Origin of the sequence: Marinobacter profundi, assembly GCF_002744715.1 — a bacterium.
Lineage (GTDB): Bacteria > Pseudomonadota > Gammaproteobacteria > Pseudomonadales > Oleiphilaceae > Marinobacter > Marinobacter profundi.
The window spans coordinates 37,872-61,707 of record NZ_KZ319376.1 but is presented as its reverse complement, the minus strand read 5'-3'; the positions used below and the strand labels follow the sequence as shown (position 1 = coordinate 61,707).

At 64.2% G+C, this 23,836-nt stretch carries 18 protein-coding genes; 8 read left to right on the top strand and 10 right to left on the bottom strand.

The genetic code is table 11. From position 1 onward, the window contains the following. Nucleotides 1-2 precede the first annotated feature (2 nt). Both CLH61_RS16305 and CLH61_RS16300 read right to left on the bottom strand, forming a co-directional pair. Nucleotides 3-1,580, bottom strand: coding sequence for a Na/Pi cotransporter family protein (locus CLH61_RS16305; RefSeq protein ID WP_099615829.1), 1,578 nt, complete (start codon nucleotides 1,578-1,580; stop codon nucleotides 3-5). 50 nt (nucleotides 1,581-1,630) lie between these two features. Then, nucleotides 1,631-2,437, bottom strand: a complete 807-nt coding sequence (locus tag CLH61_RS16300) for a TatD family hydrolase (protein WP_099615828.1) — start codon at nucleotides 2,435-2,437, stop codon at nucleotides 1,631-1,633. 100 nt (nucleotides 2,438-2,537) lie between these two features. Between CLH61_RS16300 and CLH61_RS16295 the strand changes: the two genes are divergently transcribed. Both CLH61_RS16295 and CLH61_RS16290 read left to right on the top strand, forming a co-directional pair. Next, nucleotides 2,538-3,365 (top strand): polyphosphate kinase 2 family protein, encoded by an 828-nt coding sequence (locus CLH61_RS16295; protein ID WP_099615827.1) that lies wholly within the window; start codon nucleotides 2,538-2,540, stop codon nucleotides 3,363-3,365. Between the two features lie 133 nt (nucleotides 3,366-3,498). After that, a complete protein-coding gene (locus CLH61_RS16290) occupies nucleotides 3,499-4,770 on the top strand; it encodes a D-amino acid dehydrogenase (RefSeq protein ID WP_099615826.1) in 1,272 nt (423 codons plus the stop codon). A gap of 48 nt (nucleotides 4,771-4,818) precedes the next feature. Here CLH61_RS16290 and CLH61_RS16285 read toward each other — a convergent pair whose 3' ends face one another. Then, the gene (locus tag CLH61_RS16285) at nucleotides 4,819-7,941 is read right to left on the bottom strand and encodes an efflux RND transporter permease subunit (RefSeq protein WP_099615825.1); all 3,123 of its coding nucleotides are present in this window, start codon (nucleotides 7,939-7,941) and stop codon (nucleotides 4,819-4,821) included. Nucleotides 7,942-7,951: 10 nt separating this feature from the next. Next, complete coding sequence (locus CLH61_RS16280) at nucleotides 7,952-9,097, bottom strand: efflux RND transporter periplasmic adaptor subunit (protein ID WP_099615824.1); 1,146 nt, start codon at nucleotides 9,095-9,097, stop codon at nucleotides 7,952-7,954. 186 nt (nucleotides 9,098-9,283) lie between these two features. Here CLH61_RS16280 and CLH61_RS16275 point away from each other — a divergent pair, with 186 nt between their 5' ends. Continuing rightward, nucleotides 9,284-9,934, top strand: a complete 651-nt coding sequence (locus tag CLH61_RS16275) for a TetR family transcriptional regulator (RefSeq protein WP_099615823.1) — start codon at nucleotides 9,284-9,286, stop codon at nucleotides 9,932-9,934. On the opposite strand, the gene CLH61_RS16270 is transcribed toward CLH61_RS16275, so the two are convergent. Then, nucleotides 9,926-10,642, bottom strand: coding sequence for a tRNA/rRNA methyltransferase (locus CLH61_RS16270; RefSeq protein WP_099615822.1), 717 nt, complete (start codon nucleotides 10,640-10,642; stop codon nucleotides 9,926-9,928). The genes CLH61_RS16275 and CLH61_RS16270 overlap by 9 nt on opposite strands. Between CLH61_RS16270 and CLH61_RS16265 the strand changes: the two genes are divergently transcribed. Beyond that, the gene (locus CLH61_RS16265) at nucleotides 10,641-11,888 is read left to right on the top strand and encodes a methyltransferase (protein WP_099615821.1); all 1,248 of its coding nucleotides are present in this window, start codon (nucleotides 10,641-10,643) and stop codon (nucleotides 11,886-11,888) included. The genes CLH61_RS16270 and CLH61_RS16265 overlap by 2 nt on opposite strands. A gap of 33 nt (nucleotides 11,889-11,921) precedes the next feature. On the opposite strand, the gene CLH61_RS16260 is transcribed toward CLH61_RS16265, so the two are convergent. The 3 genes from CLH61_RS16260 to CLH61_RS16250 form a co-directional block, all read right to left on the bottom strand. Continuing rightward, the gene (locus CLH61_RS16260) at nucleotides 11,922-12,407 is read right to left on the bottom strand and encodes a DUF4124 domain-containing protein (protein ID WP_099615820.1); all 486 of its coding nucleotides are present in this window, start codon (nucleotides 12,405-12,407) and stop codon (nucleotides 11,922-11,924) included. Between the two features lie 90 nt (nucleotides 12,408-12,497). Next, a complete protein-coding gene (locus CLH61_RS16255) occupies nucleotides 12,498-13,694 on the bottom strand; it encodes an OmpA family protein (protein ID WP_099615819.1) in 1,197 nt (398 codons plus the stop codon). Nucleotides 13,695-13,829: 135 nt separating this feature from the next. Then, nucleotides 13,830-16,100, bottom strand: a complete 2,271-nt coding sequence (locus tag CLH61_RS16250; protein WP_099615818.1) for an ATP-dependent helicase — start codon at nucleotides 16,098-16,100, stop codon at nucleotides 13,830-13,832. Nucleotides 16,101-16,198: 98 nt separating this feature from the next. Here CLH61_RS16250 and CLH61_RS16245 point away from each other — a divergent pair, with 98 nt between their 5' ends. Then, complete coding sequence (locus CLH61_RS16245) at nucleotides 16,199-18,340, top strand: tRNA(Met) cytidine acetyltransferase TmcA (RefSeq protein ID WP_228152676.1); 2,142 nt, start codon at nucleotides 16,199-16,201, stop codon at nucleotides 18,338-18,340. Nucleotides 18,341-18,437: 97 nt separating this feature from the next. After that, nucleotides 18,438-19,130, top strand: a complete 693-nt coding sequence (locus CLH61_RS16240; RefSeq protein ID WP_099615816.1) for an ankyrin repeat domain-containing protein — start codon at nucleotides 18,438-18,440, stop codon at nucleotides 19,128-19,130. A 33-nt stretch (nucleotides 19,131-19,163) separates the two neighbouring features. Here CLH61_RS16240 and CLH61_RS16235 read toward each other — a convergent pair whose 3' ends face one another. Next, on the bottom strand, nucleotides 19,164-20,267 hold the full coding sequence (locus CLH61_RS16235; protein ID WP_099615815.1) for an enoyl-CoA hydratase/isomerase family protein: 1,104 nt from the start codon (nucleotides 20,265-20,267) through the stop codon (nucleotides 19,164-19,166). Nucleotides 20,268-20,519: 252 nt separating this feature from the next. Here CLH61_RS16235 and CLH61_RS16230 point away from each other — a divergent pair, with 252 nt between their 5' ends. Continuing rightward, a complete protein-coding gene (locus CLH61_RS16230; protein ID WP_099615814.1) occupies nucleotides 20,520-20,852 on the top strand; it encodes a c-type cytochrome in 333 nt (110 codons plus the stop codon). 25 nt (nucleotides 20,853-20,877) lie between these two features. Here the strand turns inward: CLH61_RS16230 and ppnN are convergent, their stop codons facing one another. After that, nucleotides 20,878-22,254: a nucleotide 5'-monophosphate nucleosidase PpnN gene (ppnN, locus tag CLH61_RS16225; RefSeq protein ID WP_099615813.1), complete on the bottom strand. Its 1,377-nt coding sequence runs from the start codon at nucleotides 22,252-22,254 to the stop codon at nucleotides 20,878-20,880. Between the two features lie 129 nt (nucleotides 22,255-22,383). Between ppnN and thiI the strand changes: the two genes are divergently transcribed. Then, nucleotides 22,384-23,835 (top strand): tRNA uracil 4-sulfurtransferase ThiI, encoded by a 1,452-nt coding sequence (thiI, locus tag CLH61_RS16220; protein ID WP_099615812.1) that lies wholly within the window; start codon nucleotides 22,384-22,386, stop codon nucleotides 23,833-23,835. Nucleotide 23,836 lies beyond the last annotated feature (1 nt).

The window sequence follows — 23,836 nt, the reverse complement described above, 5'->3', positions numbered from 1 at the left end:
CGTCAGCGGGTGACTTGTGGCCGCAGCCGGGTCGCCTTCAGCCACTGGTGCAGCAGCCGGCGGCTGGCGCTCAGGTCATCCAGCACCGCTTCGCCCTGCGGAATGGAGACGGCGCGCCGTACCATCAGGTTGAGCAGGCCAGCCTTGAGCGCCTGATACACCGGTTCCGCCTCGTCGAGCAGTTGTTCGGGAACGGTGTGCGGGTCCATGGCGGCTGCCAGCAGATCAATGAAGTGCTTCATGTCCGCGGCCAGCGGGCCACCGGCCAGCTCCTGTCCGGCACTGCGCACGGCCAGCAAGTGGCCGGCCAGGGTGACCGCGTCGCTGAGGTAGCGACATGTCCGTACCACCCATGTCAGTTGTTCCACCAGATCGTCCGGCAGCTTCTCGGCACGGACTTTCGCGACGTAATCGGTAATGGCCTGATTGAGTTGCTGACAGGATTCGATCTGGGGCGTCAGCAGGGCGGGCTTCAGGTCTTCCCGATGCAATGCGGCCCGTAGCACACCGTTCACCAGACCGTACAAACGCTTCATTTCCTGACCCAGCGCCGACACCGCGAGCTCCGGGGTGCTGACCAGGGTGTCGTCGAGATGCCGCGGACGGGCGTTGTCTTCTTCGGCACTGCGGAACAGCCGCCCGAGATAGTGGGCGATGCGCGGGGCGAAAGGCAGCATCATGGCGGCCCCGAAAATATTGAACAGGGTATGGAACAGCGCGAGCGAGATCGCCGGGCTGGCCTCCAGCGTCAGCCACCGGGCCAGGGCGTTTACCAGCCACAACATGGCCGGCAGCATGACCAGTGCGATCAGTCCGGTGACCGCGTTGAAGCCGATATGACCCACCGCCAGGCGCCGGGCGTTGGCGGTGGCGCCGATGGTGGCGAACGCGGCGGTTGAGGTGGAGCCCAGGTTGGCGCCGATGACAGCAGCGGCGGCGGACTCCAGTTGCAGCAGGCCACCCGCGGCGGCGGTCAGCACCATGGCGAGCGCAGCGCTGGAGGACTGGGTCACGACGGTGAGGCCAAAGCCGATGCCCAGAAACACCAGGGGATGATACGAATTGGCCAGCAGGGCCTGGGCTTCACTGCCCTGGGCGGCGCTGCCGAAGGTGGACTGCAGCAGTCCCAGCCCGAGGAAAAACAGGCCAAAACCGGCCAGCGACTCTCCCAGAGACTGCAACCGGTGGCTGCCGGCCATCAGCTTCATTGCCACACCTGCGGTGAGGATCGGCAGTGCGACCCGCTCGACGTTGAAACCGAAGCCCACCAGGCTGACCAGCCAGCCGGTCATGGTGGTACCGACATTGGAGCCGAACACCACGCTGAGGGCATGCTTGAGTGACAACAGGCCGGCGTTGACAAAGCCGATGGTGGCGACGGTAACCGCGCCGGAGGACTGCACCACCGCAGTGATCAGTGCCCCGGCTGCCAGGCCCCGCAACGGCGTGCGGGTCCAGTTGCCGAGCAGGTTGCGCAGCTGCGGGCCGGCAAAGGCCTTCAGGCCGTTGGTCATCATTTGCATGGCAAGCAGGAACAGGGCGAGTCCACCCAGTCCCTGGAAGACCAGTGCTGTGGTCATTCGGCGTTTCCCTTTCCCGGTCGCAACGAAGCCGGCGGCATGGGCAGTGGTCAGTTGCTGAAGAAGGTACGGATACTGTTACGGTAGGTCGTGGCGACGACCTCTTCCACCGGCAGTTCCTTGATCTCGGCAATCTTTTCCGCGACAAACGGGATATAGAATGGTGCATTTTCCCTGCCGCGATAGGGTACCGGCGTCAGAAAGGGCGCGTCGGTTTCCAGCAGGATCTGCCCGATCGGGGCCATCCGGACGATGTCGCGGACATTCTCCGCCTTGTTGAACGTGGTGATGCCGTTAAAGCCGAGGCACCAGCCCTGGTCCAGGGCATAGCGGGCCAGGCCCGGTCCGGAGGTGAAGCTGTGGATCACGCCGCGGCGCTGCAGAGGGCCTTCGAACTCCTGCAGGATCGTGATGGTGTCGTCGTCGGCATCACGGCTGTGGATCACCACTGGCCGGTCATGGTCACAGGCAATCTGCAGCTGGCGGCGGAACACCTCGCGCTGGATACCGCGGTCGGCATTGTCGTAGTAGTAATCGAGGCCGATCTCGCCCACTGCGACAATCTTGTCGTCGCCGGCATGGCTGCGGATCTCCGCCTCAACGTCGTCGTTGTACAGCTCCGCATCGTGGGGATGGATGCCCTGGGTGCCGTACAGCCAGTCCGCGGACTGGCTCAGTTCCCGGACCCGCGCCAGGTTGTCGGGAGACACGGCAATGGTAATGACCTTCTCGATATTGACCCGCCGGGTTTCCGCCAGGATGTCTGCCAGCGGCTGGTCCTTGAGATAGTCCAGGTGACAGTGGGTTTCAATGATCGGATGGTCGAAAACCGGAATCTCGCGTTTCTTTCGGCTCATCGGGGTCCTTCGGGTGCTAATCTGGGAATGAATGGCTTGCCGGCAGTTTAACACTTGCCGCCGGGCCAACCCCATACTGCAATGGTAAGGATTTCAACGGATGACGGATAACGGGTTCACCCGGCGCTGGCTGTACGACCCGGCCCGGCCGCGGCTGGCGGATTACCCCACCGAGACCGGCGACCATGGGCTGCCGGTGCTGGAAACGGCCCTGGAACAGATCGGTGAATACCAGCGCCGGCTCTGGGCTAATCGCAACAGGGCTGTCCTGCTGGTGGTTCACGGCCCGGATACCAGTGGCAAGGACAGCCTGATCCGGACCCTGGCGACCTATGTCGACCCCGCCGGCTTTCATGCCTGGTCATTTTCCCGTCCCCAGGGAGCGGAGGAACGCCATGACTTCCTGTGGCGGGTGGTGCCTTACCTGCCCGCCTACGGCGAGATGGTGGCGTTCAACCGTAGTCATCACGAAGCGGTGATGGCGGAGCGGGTGTGGCCGGTGCGGGATCCGCAGAGCTATGACTGGGACGCCCGCTATGCGGCTATCCGGCACTTTGAGCAGCACCTGGTGGCGGAGGGCACCACCATTCTCAAGGTCTGGCTGAACCTGTCGGAAGACGAACACCGGGAGCGTCTGCTGCGACGGCTGGACAAGCCCCGCAAGCGCTGGAAATTCACGGTGGCGGACATTGACGGCTGGGAGCAGCGGTCGCAATACAACCGGTATGCCGAACAGGCCCTGGCGAGGACCCATACCGAGAGCGCACCCTGGCTGGTGGTGCCGGGTGATCACAAGCCCCGGGCCCGGGCCATTGTGGCCCGGATGCTGGCTGACCGGTTGCAGCAGCTGGCCCCGGAGTACCCCGCCGAGGATGCGCAGGTGCTGGCCCATTACCGTCAGCTGCTGGCAGAGCGCGGGGTAGGATAAACGAGAGCAGGATAAACGAGAGCAGGGTGAACGAGAGCAGGGTGAACGAGAGCAGGCTGAACGGGGTCCCGGCGCAGCGCGGGATCCCGCCGGATCCCGCAAGGTACCAGGAACTACGGAGAAGGATTGAGTCATGCACATTGCAGTTGTCGGCGCCGGTGTGGTGGGGATATCCACCGCCTATGAACTGCAGCGCCGGGGTCATCAGGTCACCGTGCTGGAGCGCCATGACGGACCCGGGGAAGAGACCAGCAAGGGCAATGCCGGCCAGCGTTCCTATGGGGTGGTGTATCCCTGGGCCTCGGCGGCGATGGTGCGCAAGGCACTGCCCTGGCTGATCCGTACCGACGGCCCCGTCAAACTGCGGGTGCCGCCGTCTCCCGCGACTGTTCGCTTCCTGCTGGCAACACTGCGCTACGCCTTTGCGCCCGGCGTCTATGGCCTCAACAAGCGTGCCATGCTGCGGCTCGGGATGTTCAGCCGGCAGTGCTTCCTGGCCATCGAAGAGGAGCTTGCCCCGGCGTTCGACGGTGGCCATGGTGGTTTGTTGCACCTTGCCAGCACCCCGCAGGCAATGACGGAGTACCACGATACGGCAGCGCTGCTCACCGAACTGGACATTCCCTGCAGTTTGCTGACGCCGGCCCAGGTGCGGGAAGTGGAGCCGGGGATGACCGGCGAGGGGCCGCTCTATGGCGCGCTGCGTTATGACACCGACGGTACCGGTGACTGCCACCGGTATTGCCGGGCGCTGGCAGCGGCGTGCGAGGCGGGAGGGGCGGCTGTCCGTTACGGTGTCGAAGTGGAGCGGCTGCTGGCCGATGAGCGTCAGGTATACGCGGTGGCGTTGCGCAATCCTGATGGCGGGGCAGAACAGCTGGCGGTCGATGCGGTTGTATTGGCGGCCGGTTGCTGGTCGGGCTCACTGCTGGCGCCGCTGGGCCTGTCGTTGCCGGTCTACCCGGTGAAAGGATACTCGCTGACCGCACCGTTGACTGATCCGGCACGGGCACCGGTGTCTACCGTCCATGATGACAACTACAAGGTGGTATCCACCCGGCTTGGAGACCGGTTGCGGGCCACCGGATTCGTGGAACTGGCGGATTTCCGCCGGGACATTCCGGACAGCCGGTTGGCCACCATCCGCAAGTCGGTGGCGTCGCGCTTTCCCGGCTGTGCTGACCTGGACGCCGCCGAATGCTGGACCGGATTTCGGCCGATGACTCCCGACGGCCCGGCCATTATCGGTCGCGGACCGCGGGAGAACCTCTATCTCAATACCGGCCATGGCACCTTTGGCTGGACCCTGTCAGCCGGCAGCGCTGCGCTGGTTGGCCAGCTTGTTGATGGCGAACCTCCGGCGCTGAACCTGGATGCCTTCCGGCCGGGGCGTTTCCGGGACTGATCCGGCATCTTCAACAGCCAGGCCCGGCGTATGGCCGGGCCTGGTCGGTCAGGCGTCGGGGCTGGCGCGTCGCTGGCTGCCGAACAGCTTCTGGATGACCACAAAGAACAGCGGAATAAAAAAGATGCCGAGGAAGGTGCCCACCAGCATGCCGCCGAGTACCCCGGTACCGATGGCCTGCTGCGCACCGGAGCCGGCTCCGGAGGCGATGGCCAAGGGCAACACACCGAGACCAAAGGCCAGCGACGTCATGATAATGGGGCGCAGCCGGTCGCGGACCGCCCGCATGGTGGCGGCTACCAGTTCCATGCCGCTCTCCAGGTTGGCCTTGGCGAACTCCACAATCAGGATCGCGTTCTTGCTGGTCAGTCCCACGGTGGTCAGCATCGCAACCTGGAAGTAGACATCCTGTTCCATACCGCGCAGGGTGTTGGCCAGCACGGCGCCGAGAATGCCCAGCGGAGCCACCATCAGCACCGCCGTCGGTACCGTCCAGCTCTCGTAGAGGGCGGCCAGGCACAGGAACACGATCAGCAACGAAAGGGTGTACAGCATTGGCGTCTGGTCACCGGCCTGGCGCTCCTGGTAGGACAAGCCGGTCCAGGACACCCCGTAGTTGCCCGGCAGTGTGGCGGCCAGCCGTTCGATTTCGGCCATGGCTTCGCCGGTACTTGTCCCCGGCGCGGCTTCGCCCTGGATCTCCATGGCGGCAATGCCGTTGTAGCGTTCCAGCCGTGGTGAGCCATAGTCCCAATAGGTGGTGGCGAAGGCGGAGAACGGCACCATCTCGCCGGTGGCGTTCTTCACCGACCACTGCAGGAAGTCATCGGGGTTCATCCGGAAGCGGCTGTCAGACTGCAGGTAGACCCGCTTGACCCGGCCCCGGTCCATAAAATCATCGATGTACTGACCGCCCCAGGCCGTCGACAGGGTGGCATTGATCTGGGCAATGGAAAGCCCGAGGGTCGCTGCCCGCTCGACGTCTACGCTGATGCGGAACTGCGGGGTATCTTCCTGACCATTGGGGCGGACCTTGGCCAGCAGCGGGCTCTGGTTGGCGGCGCCCAGCAGCTGGTTACGGGCCGCCACCAGGGCATCGTGACCCTGGTTGCCATTATCCTGCAGGAAGAAGGTGTAGCCCGAGGCGGTGCCCAGTTCCGGCATGGCCGGCGGCGCAAAGCTGAACACCATGGCATCCCGGAGTCCGCCCCAGGCACCCATGGCACGGCCGGCAACCGCCATTACGCCCTCGCTGTCCTCGGTGCGCTCGGCCCAGTCCTTGAGCTTGATGAAGGCAATACCGGCATTTTGTCCCGAGCCGCTGAAGCTGAAGCCCTGCACGGAAAAAATGGATTCCACGGTTTCCGGTTCGTTGGTGAGGAAGTGGTCTTCAATCTGGTAGATGGTTTCCATGGTACGGCCCTGGGTGGCACCGACCGGAGCGGTCACCTGGGTAAACAGCACCCCCTGGTCCTCCTGGGGCAGGAAGGAGCCGGGGAGGCGCAGGAACATATACACCATGACGCCGCACAGCAGGGCAAACAGCAGCATGAAACGGCCGCGCCGGGCCAGGATGCCCTGCACGCCCCGCTGGTAGGTGCTGCTGGTACGCTCGAAGGTGCGGTTGAACCAGCCGAAAAAGCCGCGGGTGCCGTGGTGTTCGCCCTTGTGCAGGGGCTTGAGCATGGTGGCGCACAGGGCCGGGGTCAGCACGATGGCAACCAGCACCGACAGGGCCATGGCGGACACGATGGTGGCCGAGAACTGGCGGTAGATAATGCCGGTGGAGCCGCTGAGAAAGGCCATCGGGACGAAAACGGCTGACAGCACCAGGCCGATGCCCACCAGCGCGCCGGTAATCTGGTCCATGGATTTACGGGTGGCTTCCAGGGGTGACAGGCCCTCTTCGGACATGATCCGTTCGACGTTTTCCACCACCACAATGGCGTCATCCACCAGCAGGCCAATGGCCAGTACCATGGCAAACATGGTGAGCATGTTGATGGAGAAACCGAGCGCCGCCAGCACGCCGAACGTCCCCAGCAGGACAACCGGCACCGCAATGGTGGGGATCAGCGTGGCGCGGAAGTTCTGCAGGAACAGGAACATCACCAGGAACACCAGCACGATGGCCTCGGCCAGGGTCTTGATCACTCCCTTGATGGAGACCTTGACGAATGGTGTGGTGTCAAACGGCACCACGGCCTCCAGACCCTCCGGGAAATAGGGTTTGCGGTCTTCCAGCAGCTCGGCGACGGCCGCAGCGGTTTCCAGGGCGTTGGCGCCGGTGGCGAGAGAGATGGCGACGCCGCTGGCCGGCTGGCCGTTGAAGCGGGTGATGTAATCGTAGTTCTCCGCGCCCAGTTCCACCCGGGCGATGTCGCCGAGCTTGAGGGTTGAGCCGTCGGTGTTGGCACGGATGACGATGTTGCGGAACTGTTCCGGGGTTTGCAGCCGGTCCTGGGCGGTGATGGTGGCGTTGAGTTGCTGATCCTCGATCTGCGGCGTGCCGCCCAACTGGCCTACCGCTACCTGGGCATTCTGCGCCTGAATGGCGCTGATGACTTCGGAGGTGGACAGGCTGAAGGTGTCCAGCTTGAGCGGATTCAGCCAGATGCGCATGGCGTACTTGGCGCCGAACACCTGCACCGTGCCCACCCCGGGCACCCGGCTCAGCGGCTCGGCAAGGTTGGCGCCGACGTAATCGGAGATGTCGGCCCGGGTCATGCTGCCATCAGCAGAGACGAAGCCGACCACCTGCAGGAAGCCACTGGAGGACTTGCTGACCTTTATGCCCTGCTGCTGGACGGTCTGGGGCAGCAGGGGCATGGCCAACTGCAGTTTGTTCTGGACCTGGACCTGGGCGATGTCCGGATCGGTGCCGCTCTCGAAGGTCAGGGTGATCCTCGACTGTCCGGTCCCGGAGCTGTTTGAGGAGAAATAGATCAGCCCATCCAGTCCGGTCATGTTCTGCTCGATCACCTGGGTCACCGAGTCTTCCACCACCTTGGCGGAGGCGCCGGGATAGGTGGCGCGGATCTCCACGGTGGGCGGTGCAATGGTGGGATACATGGACACCGGCAGGGTGAAGATGGCGAGGCCACCGGCCAGCATGATGATAATGGCGATTACCCAGGCGAATACCGGGCGGTCGATAAAGAAACGGGCCATGCCGGTAACCTCAGGAGTTGGTGTCTGACGGAGTGGAAGCCACGACGGTGACCTGAGCGCCGGGGCGGATCTTCTGCAAACCCTCGATGACTACCCGGTCGCCGGCGCCAATGCCGGACTCCACCAGCCAGTCATCGCCGATGGTCTGGCTCACCCGGATGGATTTCTGCTCGATCACGTTGTCACGGTTGACCACCATGACGTAGGTCTGGCCGGTCGGATCCCGCATTACCCCGCGCTGGGGTACCAGGACGCCGTCTGTACGTTCACCGAGGCTGATGACTGCACGCACGTACATGCCCGGCAGCAGCAGGTCGTCCGGGTTTGGCACCTCGGCCCGCAGCGCGAAACTGCCGGTGGTCGGATTGACGGTGACATCGGCAAAGGCCAGGGTGCCCTGGTAGCTGTATTCGCTGCCGTCTTCCAGCAGAAGCGTCACCGGCACGTCATCGGCTGCCGTCAGTTCGCCGGAGGCCAGCTGCTGGCGCAGGCTGAGCCATTCGGTGGCCGACCGGGTGAGGTCGACGTACATCGGGTCGAGCTGCTGGATCGTGGCCAGCGGGCTGGCCTGGTTGGCGGTGACCAGGGCGCCGCGGGTTACCGCGGACTTGCCGATACGGCCACTGATCGGCGCGGTGATGCGGGCGTCGTCCAGGGTGACCTGGGCGCCTTCCAGGGTGGCCTGGGCCACCGCGACGCTGGCTTTGGCCTCAAGATAGGTCGCGGTAAGCTCGTCGTGGTCCTGCTGGCTGATGGCGCCGGTTTGCTTCAGCCGGTCGGCCCGCTCCTTGGTCAGTCGGGCCGATTCCAGGCTGGCCCGGGCACGCTCGAGGGACGCCCGGGCGCTGTTGACCTCGGCCCGGTAGGACGCATCATCCAGCTGGTAGAGGGCCGCACCCGCCTCGACCCTGCCGCCTTCGGTAAACAACCGCTCCTCGATCAGACCGCTGACCTGCGGTCGCACTTCCGCTACCAGGTAGGGGGTGGTGCGACCCGGCAGTTCCCGGCGCAGGGTGACCGGTTCGCTGGTCAGGGTCACCACCGCAACTTGCGGCACCGGCTGGGCCGGTGCGGTGCCGGGGGCTTCGCTGCAGGCCGCCAGTAACGTGGCGCCGAGTACGAGGGGGAACAGAACAGGACGAAACGGAATGGTCATGGCAATCCCTTTGAGCGAAACGGTGGCAGATTGATGCTCGGTTAGCAAAAGCAGATCGGGTAGTTTACATTCATGCATGAATGTATGTAAAATGCTTTTTAGATCAGCACAACTACGAATTGTTTCATAACCCGTCAGGACACCCGTCCGCGGTTAGCTCCCGGCGGGGCGTTGGCAGGAGAAGGTATGGCCAGGCGCAGTAAGGCAGAGGCTCTGGAAACCCGGGAAACCATCCTGGATGCAGCCATCGAAGTGTTCCACCAGCACGGCGTTGCCCGCCCCTCGCTGACCGAGGTGGCCCGCTTGGCGGGGGTTACCCGCGGCGCGGTGTACGGTCACTTTCGCAACAAGGCGGACCTGTTCAATGCACTCTGCGACCGAATCCGGCTGCCGGCCGAGACGCTCTGCGAGGGGCTCGACCGACTGTACGAGGAAGACCCGCTGGCACTGTTGCGGGAGCGCTGGGCGTTCGTGTTCCGTACCCTCAATGACAACCACCAGTGGCGGCAGATCATGGAGATTGTGTTCCATCGCTGCGAGCTGGTTACCGAAAGCGGGGAAATCCGTGAACGTATCCTGCTGTCCCGTGGGGAGGGGGACGAGCACATTGCCCGCCTGCTGAACCGTGCGGTCGAGCTGGGCCAGTTACCGCAACAGCTGAATGTCGCCATTGCGGCGCCACTGCTGCACAGTTCGCTGATCGGTATCCTGGAAGACTGGGTGCTCCAGCCCCGGGATTACAGCCTGGCGGAGGTGGGGCCGGACTATCTGGAAGCCTTGCTGGATATGCTCAGGCTGTCGCCCTCGTTGCAACGGCACCCGGCGCCGTCAGTCTGAGCGGCCCCGCTGCAGCACCCGCTCAATGTTCTGGCACAGGGTGTGGACAAAGCCGACATCGCGGCCATTGAGCAGGGGCAGGCGTTCAAACAACCACTGGGACAGTTTGCCATCTGCCGGGGTATCCAGCTGGGGCAGCAGGGTTTCCAGGCGGGTCCGTAAGGCGCCCAGCCGGGCTCCGTCCTGAACCTCGGCCGCGGTGTCATCGGTCGCCACTGTTTCTGGCCGGTCCGTCAGACCGGACATCTCCCAGGCATAGAGCATCACTGCCTGGGCCAGGTTGAGGGAAGGGTAGCTCACTTTCATGGGAATGCCCGTGAGCAGGTCACACAGGGCCAGTTCGTCGTTGGACAGGCCGCGATCTTCCCGGCCGAAGACCAGCGCGGCTGTCGCCACCGCCTCGCCCTTGCTGACCAGGACCTTACGCAGCTCCCCCGGAGGGTGCCAGTCGGTGCGACTGTGACGGGGTTTGGCCGAGGTGCCGATCAGCAAGTCTACGGAGTTTCTTACCGCCGCCAGATCAGGGAAAATGCGCGCGTTATCCAGCAGGTGCTGACTGCCGTGCGCCAGCCAGCCGGCTTCCGGCCGGGTGTGCTGGTCACTGTTGACCAGCCACAATTCGGCGAAGCCCATGGTGCACAGGGCACGGGCAGCGGCGCCGACGTTTTCGGGTACCTTGGGTTCGATCAGGACAAAGGCCAGTTGCATGACATTACCTCCGCCGCAGAGTGTACACGACACTGCCCGTTCGTTTCACAGCCATTGGTGTGAGCTCGATGGCTGGTTGCGGGCGCACCGGGTGTTCTGGCAGCAGGCACCGTTCACCACGCCCGCCCCGGCGTGGCTGGGCGAAGCGGTGCAGCTGGGGCGCTGGGTCGAGGGCCTGAGTGACAGCGACTGCCAGCAGTTCGAGGATGATCCTGAGCGGTTTGCCATGCTGGCCGCAGAACGACTGCCCTCCTTGCGAGCGCGGGAGGAACTGATCCGCCTGCCGGCGCTGGACGGCCCGCACCTCGCCCTGGCGGAGGTTGACGCAAGGGACATGCCCGGGCGGAAACGGCTGCAGGCGGGCGCGTTTGCCGGCGCCGTGCGCCCGCTGCGCCATGACCTGCTCGACTGGTGTTGTGGCAAAGGGCATCTGGCACGGACCCTGGCACCCTGGACTCCCGGCCGGCTGGATGGGTTTGAGTGGGATCCCGATCTGGTGGCCGACGGCAACCGGCTCGCCCGTGCCACGGGTGCGTCCGTCACCCTGCATGCCCAGGATGTGCTGGCGGAGGACTGCCCGCTGCCTGCAGCTGTCCACGGGGTGGCCCTGCACGCCTGCGGCGACCTGCATCGCCGGCTGATGACCCGGGCAGCCGCAGCCGCTCTGCCCAGGCTGAGTCTGTCACCTTGCTGTTACCACCTGACCGCGAGCGGTACTCACCAGCCCATGTCAGCCCGGGTCCGGCAGCGGTCCGGGCGTTGTTGTCCCGGTCGGGAGGAGTTGCGGCTGGCGGTGCAGGAGACGGTCACCGCGCCGGCGCGAGTGCGGCAACAGACCCTCAAGGTCAGCAGCCGGCGGCTCGGCTTCGATGGGTTGCAGCGTCAGTTGCGTGGCGTTGACGAGTATTTGCCGGTGCCCTCCCACCCGCCGGCACTCAATGCCGGCAGTTTCGCGGATTTCTGTCGCTGGGCCGCGCAACGCAAGGGCCTGACCCTGCCGGAATCACTGATGTTTGACGGCTGGGAGGACTATGGCCGCCGCCGGTGGCACCAGGTCCGGCGCCATCAACTGGTCCGCCACCTGTTTCGTCGACCGCTGGAGCTCTGGCTGGTACTGGATTATGCGCTGTTTCTCGAGGAGCAGGGCTATCGGGTTCGCCTGGGTACCTTCTGTGACCGCAAGCTGACTCCCCGCAACATTCTGCTCGATGCCACCCTGGATCACCGTACCGCCAGTGCCGGCTGATGCCGCCCGGCGGCAGACCCCGGCTGGGTCTGTTCAGGGCTTGCGGTATTCTACGCTCTCGACACAGCCGTCGCGAAAATACACGTAGGTAAGTTCATACAGTTTGTCGTAGTAACGGGTCTGGTAGACCCAGGTTTCCTGGGGCACGGTATGGGTTTCCGGTGGCCGGCCGAAGGCGTTGAGCACGTGGTCGCGGGTCATGCCCCTGACCACCTGGTTGCGGGCAAGGTAGGTGCGCAGGTTGGTGGAATTGATGAACCGGCAGGTGGCCGGACGTTCTGCAGCGGGTTTGCGGCGGTCGGAGTCGTCCGCCGGCGGCGTATCAGGGGCCGGCAAGTTATCCGCCAGGCTGCCACCCACCCGGTTGTCCCGCACGGTTACCGTTTCGGCATCAGCGCCACAGGGCTGGTCGGCGAACACCACGCCGCTGGCGGTCTGGCAACGGTAGATTTCGGCGTTCGCCGGTCCGGGTAATGCTACCAGCATCAGGGCAACGACTGGCAATGCTTGTCTGATCATGGTGACGGTTCCCGCAAGAGCGTAAGAGCAAGCCCTGAAACATGAAAAAAGGCGCCCGCAGGCGCCTTTCCCTTGATCCGGTTGCCGCGGTTACCGGCGAACCTGGATCCGCGCTTCCACGCGGCGGTTTTCGGCACGACCGTCGGCGGTGCCGTTATCGGCGACCGGCTCGGCTTCACCGTAACCCACCGCGGTGACACGATCGCTGGCGACACCGAGGGCATCGGTCAGCCTCGCGGCCACGGCTTCGGCGCGGCGCTGGGACAGCATCTGGTTGTAATCAGCGGCGCCCAGGCTGTCGGTGTGACCGGCGATCTCCACGGAAGTTTCCGGATACTCTTCCATGAAATCGGCCACCCGGCGGATTTCGTCGTCGTAGCGGTCATCGATCACAGAGCTGTTGGTGGGGAAGTTCACTTTCAGCTCAATGGTTTCGATGGTTTCGGCGACCCCTTCACAGCCGGTGTCATCCACGGTAGCGCCAGCGCGGGTATTCGGGCACTGATCACGGCTGTCGACAACGCCATCATTGTCACTGTCGAGTTCGCAGCCCTGACTGTCGACCCGGGCACCCGCGGGTGTTGCGGGGCACTGGTCAAGACGGTCAACGACACCGTCGCTGTCACCGTCCAGTTCACAGCCACTGCTGTCGACCGTTGCGCCCGCCGGGGTGCCCGGACACTGGTCGTTGTTATCCGGAACGCCGTCGTTGTCGGCATCGGCCGGCGCGTCCTTGGTGCCCACGGTGCGACCGAAGGCAAAACTCAGTCCCAGTGAGGCCTGGGTATCGAAGGTGCTCTCGTCGATGCCGTGGAACTCGCGCAGATCCGCACGCAGGGAAATCAGGTCGGAGAGGTTGTAACGCACACCGGCGCCCACGTTGACGCGGGTTTCGTCATGGTTGGTGCCGGAGGTGTTGACCGGGCCGGGGCCGAAATCCGCATGGCCTGCGCCCAGAGCCAGGTAGGGATTCCAGGTTTCATCCGGGGTGCCGAAGTAGTACAGCCCGTCGAGTCGCAGTTCCTCGAACTCGCTGCTGCCGGGCACGTTGTTCTTGCGGTCAATGTCGCCGCGGGTATACACCGCCTCCACCGCCCAGCGGGGCAGGAAGCGGTACTCTACGCCCACGCCGTAAAGGTCGCTTTCGCTGAGATCCCGCTTGTCATCAAAATAGGAATAGGCGGCGAACGGATTGAGATAGATATGCTCCTGGCGTTCTTCGGCCAGTGCCGGTGTTGCGACAGCGGCAGCGAGTGCTGCCAGAGTAATAGGACGCATGACGCTCATGCAGAACCTCCTGTTCATTCGTTTTTTAGGGTGGCTGTGTCTTGCCTGAACGGCTGCACACTATTGTTGTTGGGGTAAGGCTATACGGTTAAGTGTAGATGAACGATCAAAAAAGGAAAAAAGATTCATTAATTTTCAGTTAATTGGCGAGAAGTACAGGTGTGCGCTCTTCTTGCTGAAATTGAGCTGGTCGCCGTTGTCGAAACGGACTTCGAACGAACTCTCGTCTTCGCTGGTCACCGAGCCGGCACCGAAGATCACATGTTTGAGGCGGGGGCGGGCCCAGAGCGGTCCACCGTTGGCGGGCATGGTGTTGCCGCCACTGAGGGTAACCTGTTCACGGGCCGCGTAGCGCAGGCTCACCGGTGTCAGCTGCTCGTCCAGGGTCAGGCTGGCGTCCTCGGGCGAGCGGCGTTCATCGAGCCAGCGTCCGAGGGCGTCAGACAGCGGAAAGCACAGCTCGGACACAAACCGGCTCTGGCCCTGGTCACCCTCCAGGTGCGGCCGGTCGCCCGCGGGCCGGGTGATCAGGTGCAGCTCATTGCGGGTGCGGGTGATGGCGACATAGAGCAGGCGCCGCTCACTTTCCACCAGGGCTCTGAGGTCATCACTCTGGCGCGGGCGGTAGGGCAGGTACTTCTCCAGCAGCCCCGGAATGATGACCCGGGGCCACTCCAGCCCTTTGGTGCGGTGGATAGTGGACAGCAGGACACCGTCCTGCCGGTCCTGGCTGGCCTGCTGGCGGAGGGCTTTCAGGTGGCTGAGGGCACCGGCGGCATCCACGTCGAGACTGGCCAGGTATTGCCGGAAGCCGGCAATGGTATCGATACGCTCATCGGCGCTTTCATGTGTCAGTGCAAGGCTGCGAATGCCTTCGTACAGTTCGGTGTGTTCGGCGTAGAGCCGGATCAGCCCTGCCACCGGGCCATGGTAACCGTCCAGTGTTTCGAGGATCTCGCCGAGTTTCCGCAATTTGCGGGCCGCCATTGGTGCCAGGGCGTCAAAATCCATGGCCAGCAGCCTGGCGCCCCAGTCGCGGTCAAAGTTGGCGAGGAAACGGGCCAGGTTATCCAGCTCGGGCTCCTTCAGACCAACATGGGGAAAGCGCAACAACTGGCGGGCCAGCGCCAGGCGGTCGGTCTCCGGCACCTGCTGCAGCTGGCCGGACACGACCTGTAACAGGCCGGTAATGGCCTGGACCTCACGACTGAACAGGGCGCCCTTGCCGGCGTCGATGCGATAGGGAATCTGCCGTGCCAGCAGTTTCAGCTCGATCGGCACACTCTGGCTCCACACCCGGAACAGAATGGCGGTTTGGGCCAGCGTTTCCCCGGGCTCATCCCGCAGCAGGCCGAGGATGACATCGGCGTCGTTATCCTGTTCGTGCAGGGTGATCGAAGTGGCAGGCGTGGAACTATGGGCATGGCAGAGGACGTCTTTGCGGCCGGTGTTGTGACAGATCAGGTGATCGGCCAGCAGGGCGACCCGATGGCCATAGCGAAAGCTGTAGCTGAGAGTCTGCTCCAGCGGGCTGTCGAACTCGGCGCTGAAACGGCTGAGAATGAACTCCGGGCGGGCCCCGCGGAACTCGTAGATGGTCTGGTCCGGATCACCCACCACGGTAACCCGTGCCCGCTCGCCGGCGACGTAGCGCAACAGCAGGTGCTGGATCTCGTTGGTATCCTGATACTCGTCCACCAGCACCAGGTCCATCTTGTTGGCAATCAGTCGCTGCAGCGGCGGATTCTGGTGAATGGCCATCACCGGCTCGTACAGCATGTCGGCATAGCTGATCCGGCTCTGGGATTTGCGCCACTGTTCGAAGCTGTGGAACAGATCGATCAGGTAGCGGTGCTTGTCGGAATAGCCGAGCTCCTCGAAGACCACATCCACCGGCGACAGACTGGTCTTGACCAGATCGATGAAGCTTACGGCAGTTTCCACAAAATCCTTCTTGTTGCGGCGGATTTCGTCGGCCAGGTCCTCGGGGGCAAGGCGCCGGGTCAGCTGCCAGGCCTGGTAGCTGATTTCCTGCTCGCTGAGGATGCTGTCGGAGAAGGGCGGCAGGTAGCCTTCGCGGATAAACCGCTTGTAGAGCCGCAGTCCCATGGCGTGGTACGTGCGGATTTCCGGCAGCGCCAGCCCGCTGTCGCGGGTGACCTCCCGCAGTTTGCGCTCGAAATCCAGCCGTGCACTGCGGTTGAACATCAACACCAGGATGCGTTGCGGGTCGTGGCCCTGCTCCAGCAGGTAGCGAATGCGCCAGGCCAGGGTCGAGGTCTTGCCGCTGCCGGCCACCGCAGTGATCAGGGCATGTTCGAAGCCGGCAGTGACAATTGCCCGTTGCTCGTCGGTGAGGTAATCGGGGAGCTGGCTGGCCGCCCGGGAGGTCTGGTCGTTTATCATCGCGCTATTGTAATCGGCAACTGGCACCGGGGTAACCCGTCCACCATAATGTCGGGCTGATGGGAAATAACCGGGAAAACAGGGGCTGGCAGATGGGAGTGCGCACGACGGAGAGGCAGTTCACGCCGCCGGATTCCGCCCACTGGTGCCGGTTGCAGCGCCAGCTGACGGCCGCCGGCCAGCGCCGGTTGGTGGTGGTCGCGGGGGAGCGGAGCCTGGCCCTGGCCTGGCTGCAGGCCTTGTTGCCCGCGTTGGCGTTGACCAATGGCCTGTGGACGGGGCCGCAGGCGGATTGCCCGTTGCCGGGGCTGCAACCGGTGCGGCCCGGTGACGGGCGGCAGTGGCTGGGCCGGGAGATTGATCTGCTGGTGTGGGATGGCTGGCAGGGCAATCCGCCGGACAGTCTTGCGGCGTTCAGCGGTACCCTGAAAGCCGGCGGCCTGCTGTTCTGGCTGATGCCGCCGCTGCCTGCCTGGGACCGTTTCGAAGACCCGGATTACCACCGCACCGGCCTGGCTAATGCTGCCACCCATCCTTTTGCCGCCCGGCTGGCCGGTATCCTGGCGAACGATCCACAGGTGATCCGGGTTGAGCTGGGTGTGGGTGCCACCACCTCGCTATCGTTCCCCGGGTTACCGGAGACTCCCTTCGCCGTCGGTCCGACAGCCGGGCAGCGACAGCTGATTGATGACATCGTCCGTCTCGGGCATGGCCGGCGGCGTCGCCCGCTGGTGATTACTGCCGATCGTGGCCGGGGCAAGTCGGCTGCACTGGGAATGGCGGCAGTGCGGCTGCTGCAGGAGGGCCGCAGGCGGATTGTGGTGACGGCGCCATCGCCGGAGGCAGTCGCGACGCTGTTTCACCATGCCCGGATTGCGGCCGCGCAGCCGCAGCCGCAGCGGCCGTCCGATCCGGTCGCACCGGTCCGGCTGCCCGACGGCGCCGTGCTGGAATTTCTGCCGATTGATGTGCTGCTGGCGGAACGGCCCGAGGCTGAACTGGTGATTGTCGATGAGGCGGCCGCGATACCTGCCCCGTTGCTGAAGTCGGTCCTGCTGGGCTGGCCACGGCTGGCCTTTGCTACCACAGTGCATGGCTATGAAGGTTCCGGGCGTGGTTTTGCTATCCGCTTTCGCGGCATTCTGGACCATCACACCCCCCACTGGCGCGGGGTGACCCTGGATGAGCCGGTGCGCTGGGCTGCGGGGGATCCGCTGGAGGCGGTGGTCCGCAAGCTGTTCCTGCTGGATGCCGAATCAGTCCCGGTGGAGCCGGTGGGTAGCAGAATTACAGTGAGCCGCTGGCATCCCGCCGAGGCCAGTGAACGGGAGCGGGCGGAAGCCTTCGGATTGCTGGTGGATGCCCATTACCGGACGTCGCCCGGCGATCTGCGGCAATGGCTGGACGACCCCCACAGTGTCAGCTGGAAGGTGTGCTGCGACGGCCAGTTGGCCGGGGTGCTGTGGGGGACTGTGGAAGGCGGGCTTGATCCCGCACTTGCCGAGCAGGTGATGCTGGGCCGTCGCCGCCTGCGGGGGCAGTTGCTGCCGCAATCGCTGGCCAGCCACAGTGGTTTTGCCGAGGCCGCGACCCTGCGGGTGCTGCGGGTGGTACGCGTTGCCGTGCACGCTGCGGCACGGAACCGCGGGCTGGGCCGGCAACTGGTGGCGGCGGCCCGTGATTACGCCCGCGCCGGGGGGCTGGATGGGATCGGTACCAGCTTCGGTGGCAGTCCACCGCTGGTGCGGTTCTGGCAAGGCTGTGGTCTGGCGCTGGTGCGGCTGGGCATCCAGCGGGAAGCCAGCAGCGGCGAGTACGCGGTGCAGATGCTGGCGGGGCTCCGCCCGCAGGCCAGCGCGTTGACGGACCGGATGGCCTGCCGGCTGGCCGGTCACTGGCCGGTGCTGGTGCCGACCGTCTGGCCCGCGCTTGATCCGGAACTGTTGCTGCTGCTCTCTGCCCGGCTGCCTGCGTCGGCGCCATGGTCGGCCGACGATCAGCGTGACCTGCACAGCTTTGCCACCGGCAGTCGCGGCTTCGAGCTGGTGCTCCCGGTGTTACGCCAGCTGAGCCTGCGCCCGGGCGTGGCGGCTGCGCTGCAACGTCGTAAGGGAAATGAGCTCTGGGTCCGCGGGGTGATGCAGGGGTGGTCCTGGCGGCAACTGCAGGACGCCGGTCTGTGCCGGGGGCGGCGGGATGGTGAGGCGCAGCTGCGGGAACTGGCACGGAACTTTTTGTAACGGTTTTTTACCGTGTCGGCCAGACTTGTGATCCGCTCGCTGTAAATGGCGGCGCTTCCTGCGCAGAATAACCGCACAAAATGATCGAGATACCGTTATGGCCCAAGGATCCGGCGCCCGCGCCCCAATGTTCGTTCTTCTTGCCGTCTCATTAGGTCTTGCGGCCTGTTCCGCGGTGCCGTTGCCGGCCAACCTGAACCCGGCATCGGCAACCCGGGCCGAGACCCCGCTGATGGCGGCGGTCAGTGGCGGCCATATCGATGATGTGCGCAGCCTGGCGGAAAGCGGCGCGGCACTCAATACCCTGACCGAAAGCGGCACCCCGCTGGCCGAAGCGGTACGCCGGGGTGAGGAGCGTATTGCCTGGTACCTGTTAAGCCAGGGCGCTGCGCCGGACCTGGCGGTGGCGGGGCAACCCACGCCACTGATGGTGGCGGCAGAAGCCGGCGCTGGCCGACTGGTGCGGTTGCTGCTGTCGGCGGGCGCGAACGTCAATGTGGTCAGTGCGGAGGGCGCTACCCCGGTCATTCTGGCGGCCCGCAATGGCCACCTTTCGGTGGTCAAGGCATTGCTGTCCGCCGGGGCGAACGTCAATGTCAGTCAGGGCGGACAGTCGCTGTTGATGATGGTGGTGGGCGGCGGCGATTTGCTGACCGCGGAAATGTTGCTGGCCGCCGGCGCGGAGGTGAATTACCGTTCCCCGGATGGCCAGACCGCCCTGGATGTGGCCCGCGCCCGTCGCAATCCGGATCTGGAAATGCTGCTGGTCCAGGCCGGGGCAGAGCTCTGACGCCGGCGTCGCACCAGCCCGGGCAGAGTCTGCTCAGGGCAGGTCCAGGGGAGAGCCGTGTGCCGGCCAGGGCGCAATAAAGTGATCGGCAACCACGTCCGGGGTGACCCCGGACAGCGAGTCGAAGCGCCAGGCGGGCCTGTTATCCCGCTCAATCAGCCGGGCCCGGATGCCCTCGCGGAAGTCCGGGTTGCGGACGCAGTTTGCGGCCACCACCATCTCCATTTCAAAAATGTCTTTCAGTGACATCTGCCGGGCCCGCTCCAGTTGCTCGTGAACCAGCCACAGGCTGGTCGGGCAGGCCTCCCTCAGACCGGTCATGCAGGCCTGCCACCAGGGCGACGGGTCCGCTTCCGCCAGCAGGCTGGCAACCAGTTCCGGCAGGTCACCGCCATGACAGGTGCGGCCGATTGCCTGCTCGCAGCCGGCCAGTTCGCTGGCCGGCAGTGAACGGGCTGCGGGGGTGTCCAGCTGGTTCAGCAGGCGGTACAGCCGGTTGTCATCTGCGGCAACATCACCGCTCCAGCGTTGCTCCTGCAGTTGCGCCAGCAGCGTGTCGCGGCCGTCCTGGTGGACGGCCAGGTCAGCGAGACCGATTCGCAAGGTGTCGGTGGCATTGAGGCGAGCCCCGGTCAGGCCGAGAAACAGTCCGATGCCTTCGGGCAGGCGATTGAGAAACCAGCTGGCGCCGGTATCCGGGAACAGTCCGATGCGGGTTTCCGGCATGGCCACCACGGCATCCGGCGTGATCAGCCGGTAGCGACAACCGGACAGCAAGCCCAGCCCGCCCCCCATGATGATGCCGTGGGCCCAGCCGATCACCGGCTTGGGGTAGCGATGAAGGGTAAAATCAAGCCGGTATTCGCGGCTGAAAAAGTCGGTGGCCCCCCGTCCGTCGCCGGTCGCGGCCATTGCGTTGTACAGCTCGCGCAGATTGCCCCCGGCACAGAACCCCCGTTCGCCATTACCCTGCAACAGTACCAGACAGACCCGGCTGTCAGCGGCCCAGGAGTCAAGCGCGGCCTGGATGCCGTCCACCATGTCGAGGGTCAGTGCGTTCAGGGTAGCGGGTGAGTCGAGAGTGATCACTCCGACCACGCCTTCTCGGCAGTCAAGTTCCTGGACCAGGATGGACATGGTGGCGTCTCCGTGTATCGACCAGCGCTAGGTTGTTTTGCTGATGGCACTTTGTCGCCAACGGCGAATAATTGGAAGAGGACAAACGTCGAAAAGCGACGTATTTCATTACGATTATCAAGTATTGGCCCGGGAAGGCGACTTGATTTATCGCATTTGGCGTTCCCGGACGCTATGTTATAAGGGTGTTCCAAAGTACCGCATGGCCTCGGATCGGGCCGGGTATTCCCAAAAGATGAGAGGGTAGAATCTATGAAAATGAAAAGCTATGCCGTTGCCGGCATCTTTGCTCTGAGTGCGGCGCTGCCGGCACTCGCCACTGCTGCCGACGCCGAGGCCGGTAAGGCCAAGGCGGCTGTATGCGCCGCTTGCCATGGCGCGAATGGCATTGCCCAGATCCCGGGTTATCCCAACCTCGCGGGCCAGAACGAAGCCTACCTGGCGTCGGCCCTGAAGGCCTACCGCGCCAAGCAGCGTAACGGTGGTCAGGCAGCGGTCATGCAGGGCCAGGCTGCTGCGCTGAGTGATGACGACATTGCCAACCTGGCCGCTTACTACGCCAGCCTCCCTGCTGGCGGCAAGTAACCGGTAACCGACAGCGGAGCCGGCGTTACGCCGCTCCGCTGACAATCCGGTAGCTGGGCTGATAGGCGGAGGCGCCCGGTAACTTCATCCGGTTCTGCGCCACAAACGACTGCAGCATCTGTTCCAGCGGCGCCAGCAGGCTGGGATCGCCGGCAATCTCGAACGGCCCCTTCTCGGCAATCTGCCGGATTCCCTGCTCCTTCACGTTACCCGCAACAATACCGCTGAACGCCTTGCGCAAATTGGCCGCAATCAGGTGGGGCGGCTGCTCGCGATGCAGCTCAAGGGCGCGCATGCTCTGGTGGGTCGGCTCGAAGGGCAGCTGGAATACCGGGTCAATCTTCAGCATCCAGTTGTAATGGTAGGCGTCCTGCATGGCGCGCCGGAAGGTTTCCACGTCGACCATCCCCTGCTTCATGGTGCGGGCGACCTCGGCCGGGTCTTCAAGAATGATCCGGTATTTTTCGGCCGCTTCCTCACCGAGCGCATTGCGGATAAAGCGGTCAATCATTTCAAAATACGCACCGTTTTCCCGCAGCCCGGTGAAGACCACCGGGAACGGCAGGTCCCGGTTGTCCGGGTGCAGCAGAATGCCCAGCAGGTAGAGAATTTCCTCCGCCGTTCCGACCCCGCCGGGAAACACCACCACGCCATGACCGGCACGGACGAAGGCTTCCAGCCGTTTCTCGATGTCCGGCATGATCACCAGTTCGTTGACAATGGGGTTGGGCGCCTCGGCGCCGATGATTGCCGGCTCGGTGATGCCGATATAGCGACCGTTTTTGACCCTTTGCTTGGCGTGCCCGATGGTGGCGCCCTTCATCGGACCCTTCATCGCGCCCGGTCCGCAGCCGGTACAGATGTTCATGGCGCGCAGGCCGAGCTGATGGCCGACCTCCTTGCTGTACTCGTATTCTTCGCGGTTGATGGAGTGACCACCCCAGCACACCACGAGGTCGGGCGCACGGCCGGCTTCCAGCACGCCCGCATTGCGCAGGATATAGAAAATAATGTTGGTGATGTCGTCCGGACTGAATTTCGCAATGGAGGCGGCCCGCACGTTCGAGTACAGCAGGTCGCGCAGCGCCGAAAACAGGTGCTCCCGGATACCGTGCATCATCTGGCCATCCACGAAAGCGCTGGCCGGGGCGTTGAGGAGCTCCAGCTTGAGGCCCCGGGGCTGGGGCACCAGCCGTACATCAAAGTCAGAATGCGCTTCCATCAATTGCTTGCAGTCGTCGGTTTCAACGCCGGTGTTGAGGACGGCGAGTGCACACTGCCTGAATAACCGGTACAGGCCGCCTTCGCTTTTGTCCTTGAGGCGTCGGACTTCCTGGCTGGAAAGGATTTCAAGGCTGCCTTCGGGCGAGACCAGTGCGTTGATGGTGGCAGGTCGGGTCATTGACGAAAAAACTCCTGGTGGTGTTGTCGGCCTGTTTCGGAAACGCCGGATTTTGAGGCAACAGGCTAAACCGTTACACTAAGCGCTTTCCAGTCATTACGCCACCCAGCTGAATTCCGACCATTCCCTATGAAACTCCTGATTCGTCCCGCTCCGGAAGTTGCCATCAAAAGCAAGCCGGTACGCCGCCAGCAGATGCGCCACCTGCGGCAGAACATCCGTAAAATCCTTGCCCGTCTCGATCCGGACATCCGGGTCGACGGCTCCTGGGACCGGGTCGATGTCGATGTCCCCGACGGGCGCGCCCTGATGGGGCAGGTCATCGATGAGCTGATGCGGGTACCGGGAATTTCCACCATCCAGGAGATTGGCGTGTTCCCGCTGGTGTCGATGGATGATGTCGCGGAGAAGGCACTGGTGGCGTTTGCCGCGCGCCTGAAGGGTCGCTCCTTTGCGGTGCGGGTGCGCCGTCAGGGCGATCACGGGTTCCGTTCGCTGGACCTGGAGCGTCATGTGGGGGCTGCGCTGTTCCAGGGCTCGGAGTGTCGCGGTGTCGACCTGCGTAACCCTGAGGTGGAAGTGCGTATCGAGATCCGCGACGACGTTTTCCATATTGCCCACCGCCGTCACCGCGGCCTGGGGGGGTATCCCCTTGGCAGCGTCGAGTCGGTGATGACCCTGATCTCCGGTGGTTATGATTCCTCGGTGGCGTCGTACATGCTGCTGCGGCGCGGCCTGCGCAACCACTTCCTGTTCTTTAACCTGGGCGGTGCGGCCCACGAGGTGGGCGTCCGCCAGGTGGTGCATTACATCTGGCAGCGTTATGGCTCTTCCCACAATGCCAAATTCATTTCGGTGCCCTTCGACGGTGTGGTGGCAGAGATCATGCGCTCGGTGAATCATCGCCACTGGGGCGTGGTGCTCAAGCGGATGATGCTGAAGGCGGCGTCGCAGATTGCCGCCAAAAACAACGCCCATGGTCTGGTGACCGGAGATGCGGTCGCCCAGGTGTCGAGCCAGACCCTGACCAACCTGAACGTGGTGGACCGGGCCAGCGAGCAAGTGGTGTTGCGCCCGCTGATTGCGATGGACAAGCAGGAAATCATCCGGATCGCGCGGGACATCGGTACCGAATCCTTCTCCCGCAACATGCCGGAATACTGTGGTGTGATTTCCCAGAAGCCGGCGACCCGCGCCAGGCTGGAACGGGTCGAAGCGGACGAGGCCCTGATGGACCTCGCCGTGCTCCAGCAGGCTATCGACCAGCGCGAAGAAACCCAGGTGCAGGCGTTACTGGACTCGACACTGACCCCGGAGGAAGTGGAGCTGGTGCGCACGCCGGACGTCGATGACATCATCATCGACGTCCGTCATCCGGACGAGGGTGAGCGCTCGCCGCTGACGCTGACCAATAACCGGATCATTCATATTCCGTTCTACGAACTGAACCAGCAGATCGGCGCACTGCCGGACGACCGTCAGTACCTGTTGTACTGCGATCGCGGCACCATGAGCCGGATGCATGCCGGTCACCTGAGGGCCGAGGGCCACACCAATATCAAGGTGTACGCCCCCGCCTGAC

Excerpts from the sequence above, each read along its gene's own strand:
- CLH61_RS16305 (WP_099615829.1), bottom strand. The coding sequence starts at position 1,580 with ATGACCACAGCACTGGTCTTCCAGGGACTGGGTGGACTCGCCCTGTTC.
- CLH61_RS16300 (WP_099615828.1), bottom strand. The coding sequence starts at position 2,437 with ATGAGCCGAAAGAAACGCGAGATTCCGGTTTTCGACCATCCGATCATT.
- CLH61_RS16295 (WP_099615827.1), top strand. The coding sequence starts at position 2,538 with ATGACGGATAACGGGTTCACCCGGCGCTGGCTGTACGACCCGGCCCGG.
- CLH61_RS16290 (WP_099615826.1), top strand. The coding sequence starts at position 3,499 with ATGCACATTGCAGTTGTCGGCGCCGGTGTGGTGGGGATATCCACCGCC.
- CLH61_RS16285 (WP_099615825.1), bottom strand. The coding sequence starts at position 7,941 with ATGGCCCGTTTCTTTATCGACCGCCCGGTATTCGCCTGGGTAATCGCC.
- CLH61_RS16280 (WP_099615824.1), bottom strand. The coding sequence starts at position 9,097 with ATGACCATTCCGTTTCGTCCTGTTCTGTTCCCCCTCGTACTCGGCGCC.
- CLH61_RS16275 (WP_099615823.1), top strand. The coding sequence starts at position 9,284 with ATGGCCAGGCGCAGTAAGGCAGAGGCTCTGGAAACCCGGGAAACCATC.
- CLH61_RS16265 (WP_099615821.1), top strand. The coding sequence starts at position 10,641 with ATGACATTACCTCCGCCGCAGAGTGTACACGACACTGCCCGTTCGTTT.
- CLH61_RS16270 (WP_099615822.1), bottom strand. The coding sequence starts at position 10,642 with ATGCAACTGGCCTTTGTCCTGATCGAACCCAAGGTACCCGAAAACGTC.
- CLH61_RS16260 (WP_099615820.1), bottom strand. The coding sequence starts at position 12,407 with ATGATCAGACAAGCATTGCCAGTCGTTGCCCTGATGCTGGTAGCATTA.
- CLH61_RS16255 (WP_099615819.1), bottom strand. The coding sequence starts at position 13,694 with ATGAGCGTCATGCGTCCTATTACTCTGGCAGCACTCGCTGCCGCTGTC.
- CLH61_RS16250 (WP_099615818.1), bottom strand. The coding sequence starts at position 16,100 with ATGATAAACGACCAGACCTCCCGGGCGGCCAGCCAGCTCCCCGATTAC.
- CLH61_RS16240 (WP_099615816.1), top strand. The coding sequence starts at position 18,438 with ATGGCCCAAGGATCCGGCGCCCGCGCCCCAATGTTCGTTCTTCTTGCC.
- CLH61_RS16235 (WP_099615815.1), bottom strand. The coding sequence starts at position 20,267 with ATGTCCATCCTGGTCCAGGAACTTGACTGCCGAGAAGGCGTGGTCGGA.
- CLH61_RS16230 (WP_099615814.1), top strand. The coding sequence starts at position 20,520 with ATGAAAATGAAAAGCTATGCCGTTGCCGGCATCTTTGCTCTGAGTGCG.
- ppnN (WP_099615813.1), bottom strand. The coding sequence starts at position 22,254 with ATGACCCGACCTGCCACCATCAACGCACTGGTCTCGCCCGAAGGCAGC.
- thiI (WP_099615812.1), top strand. The coding sequence starts at position 22,384 with ATGAAACTCCTGATTCGTCCCGCTCCGGAAGTTGCCATCAAAAGCAAG.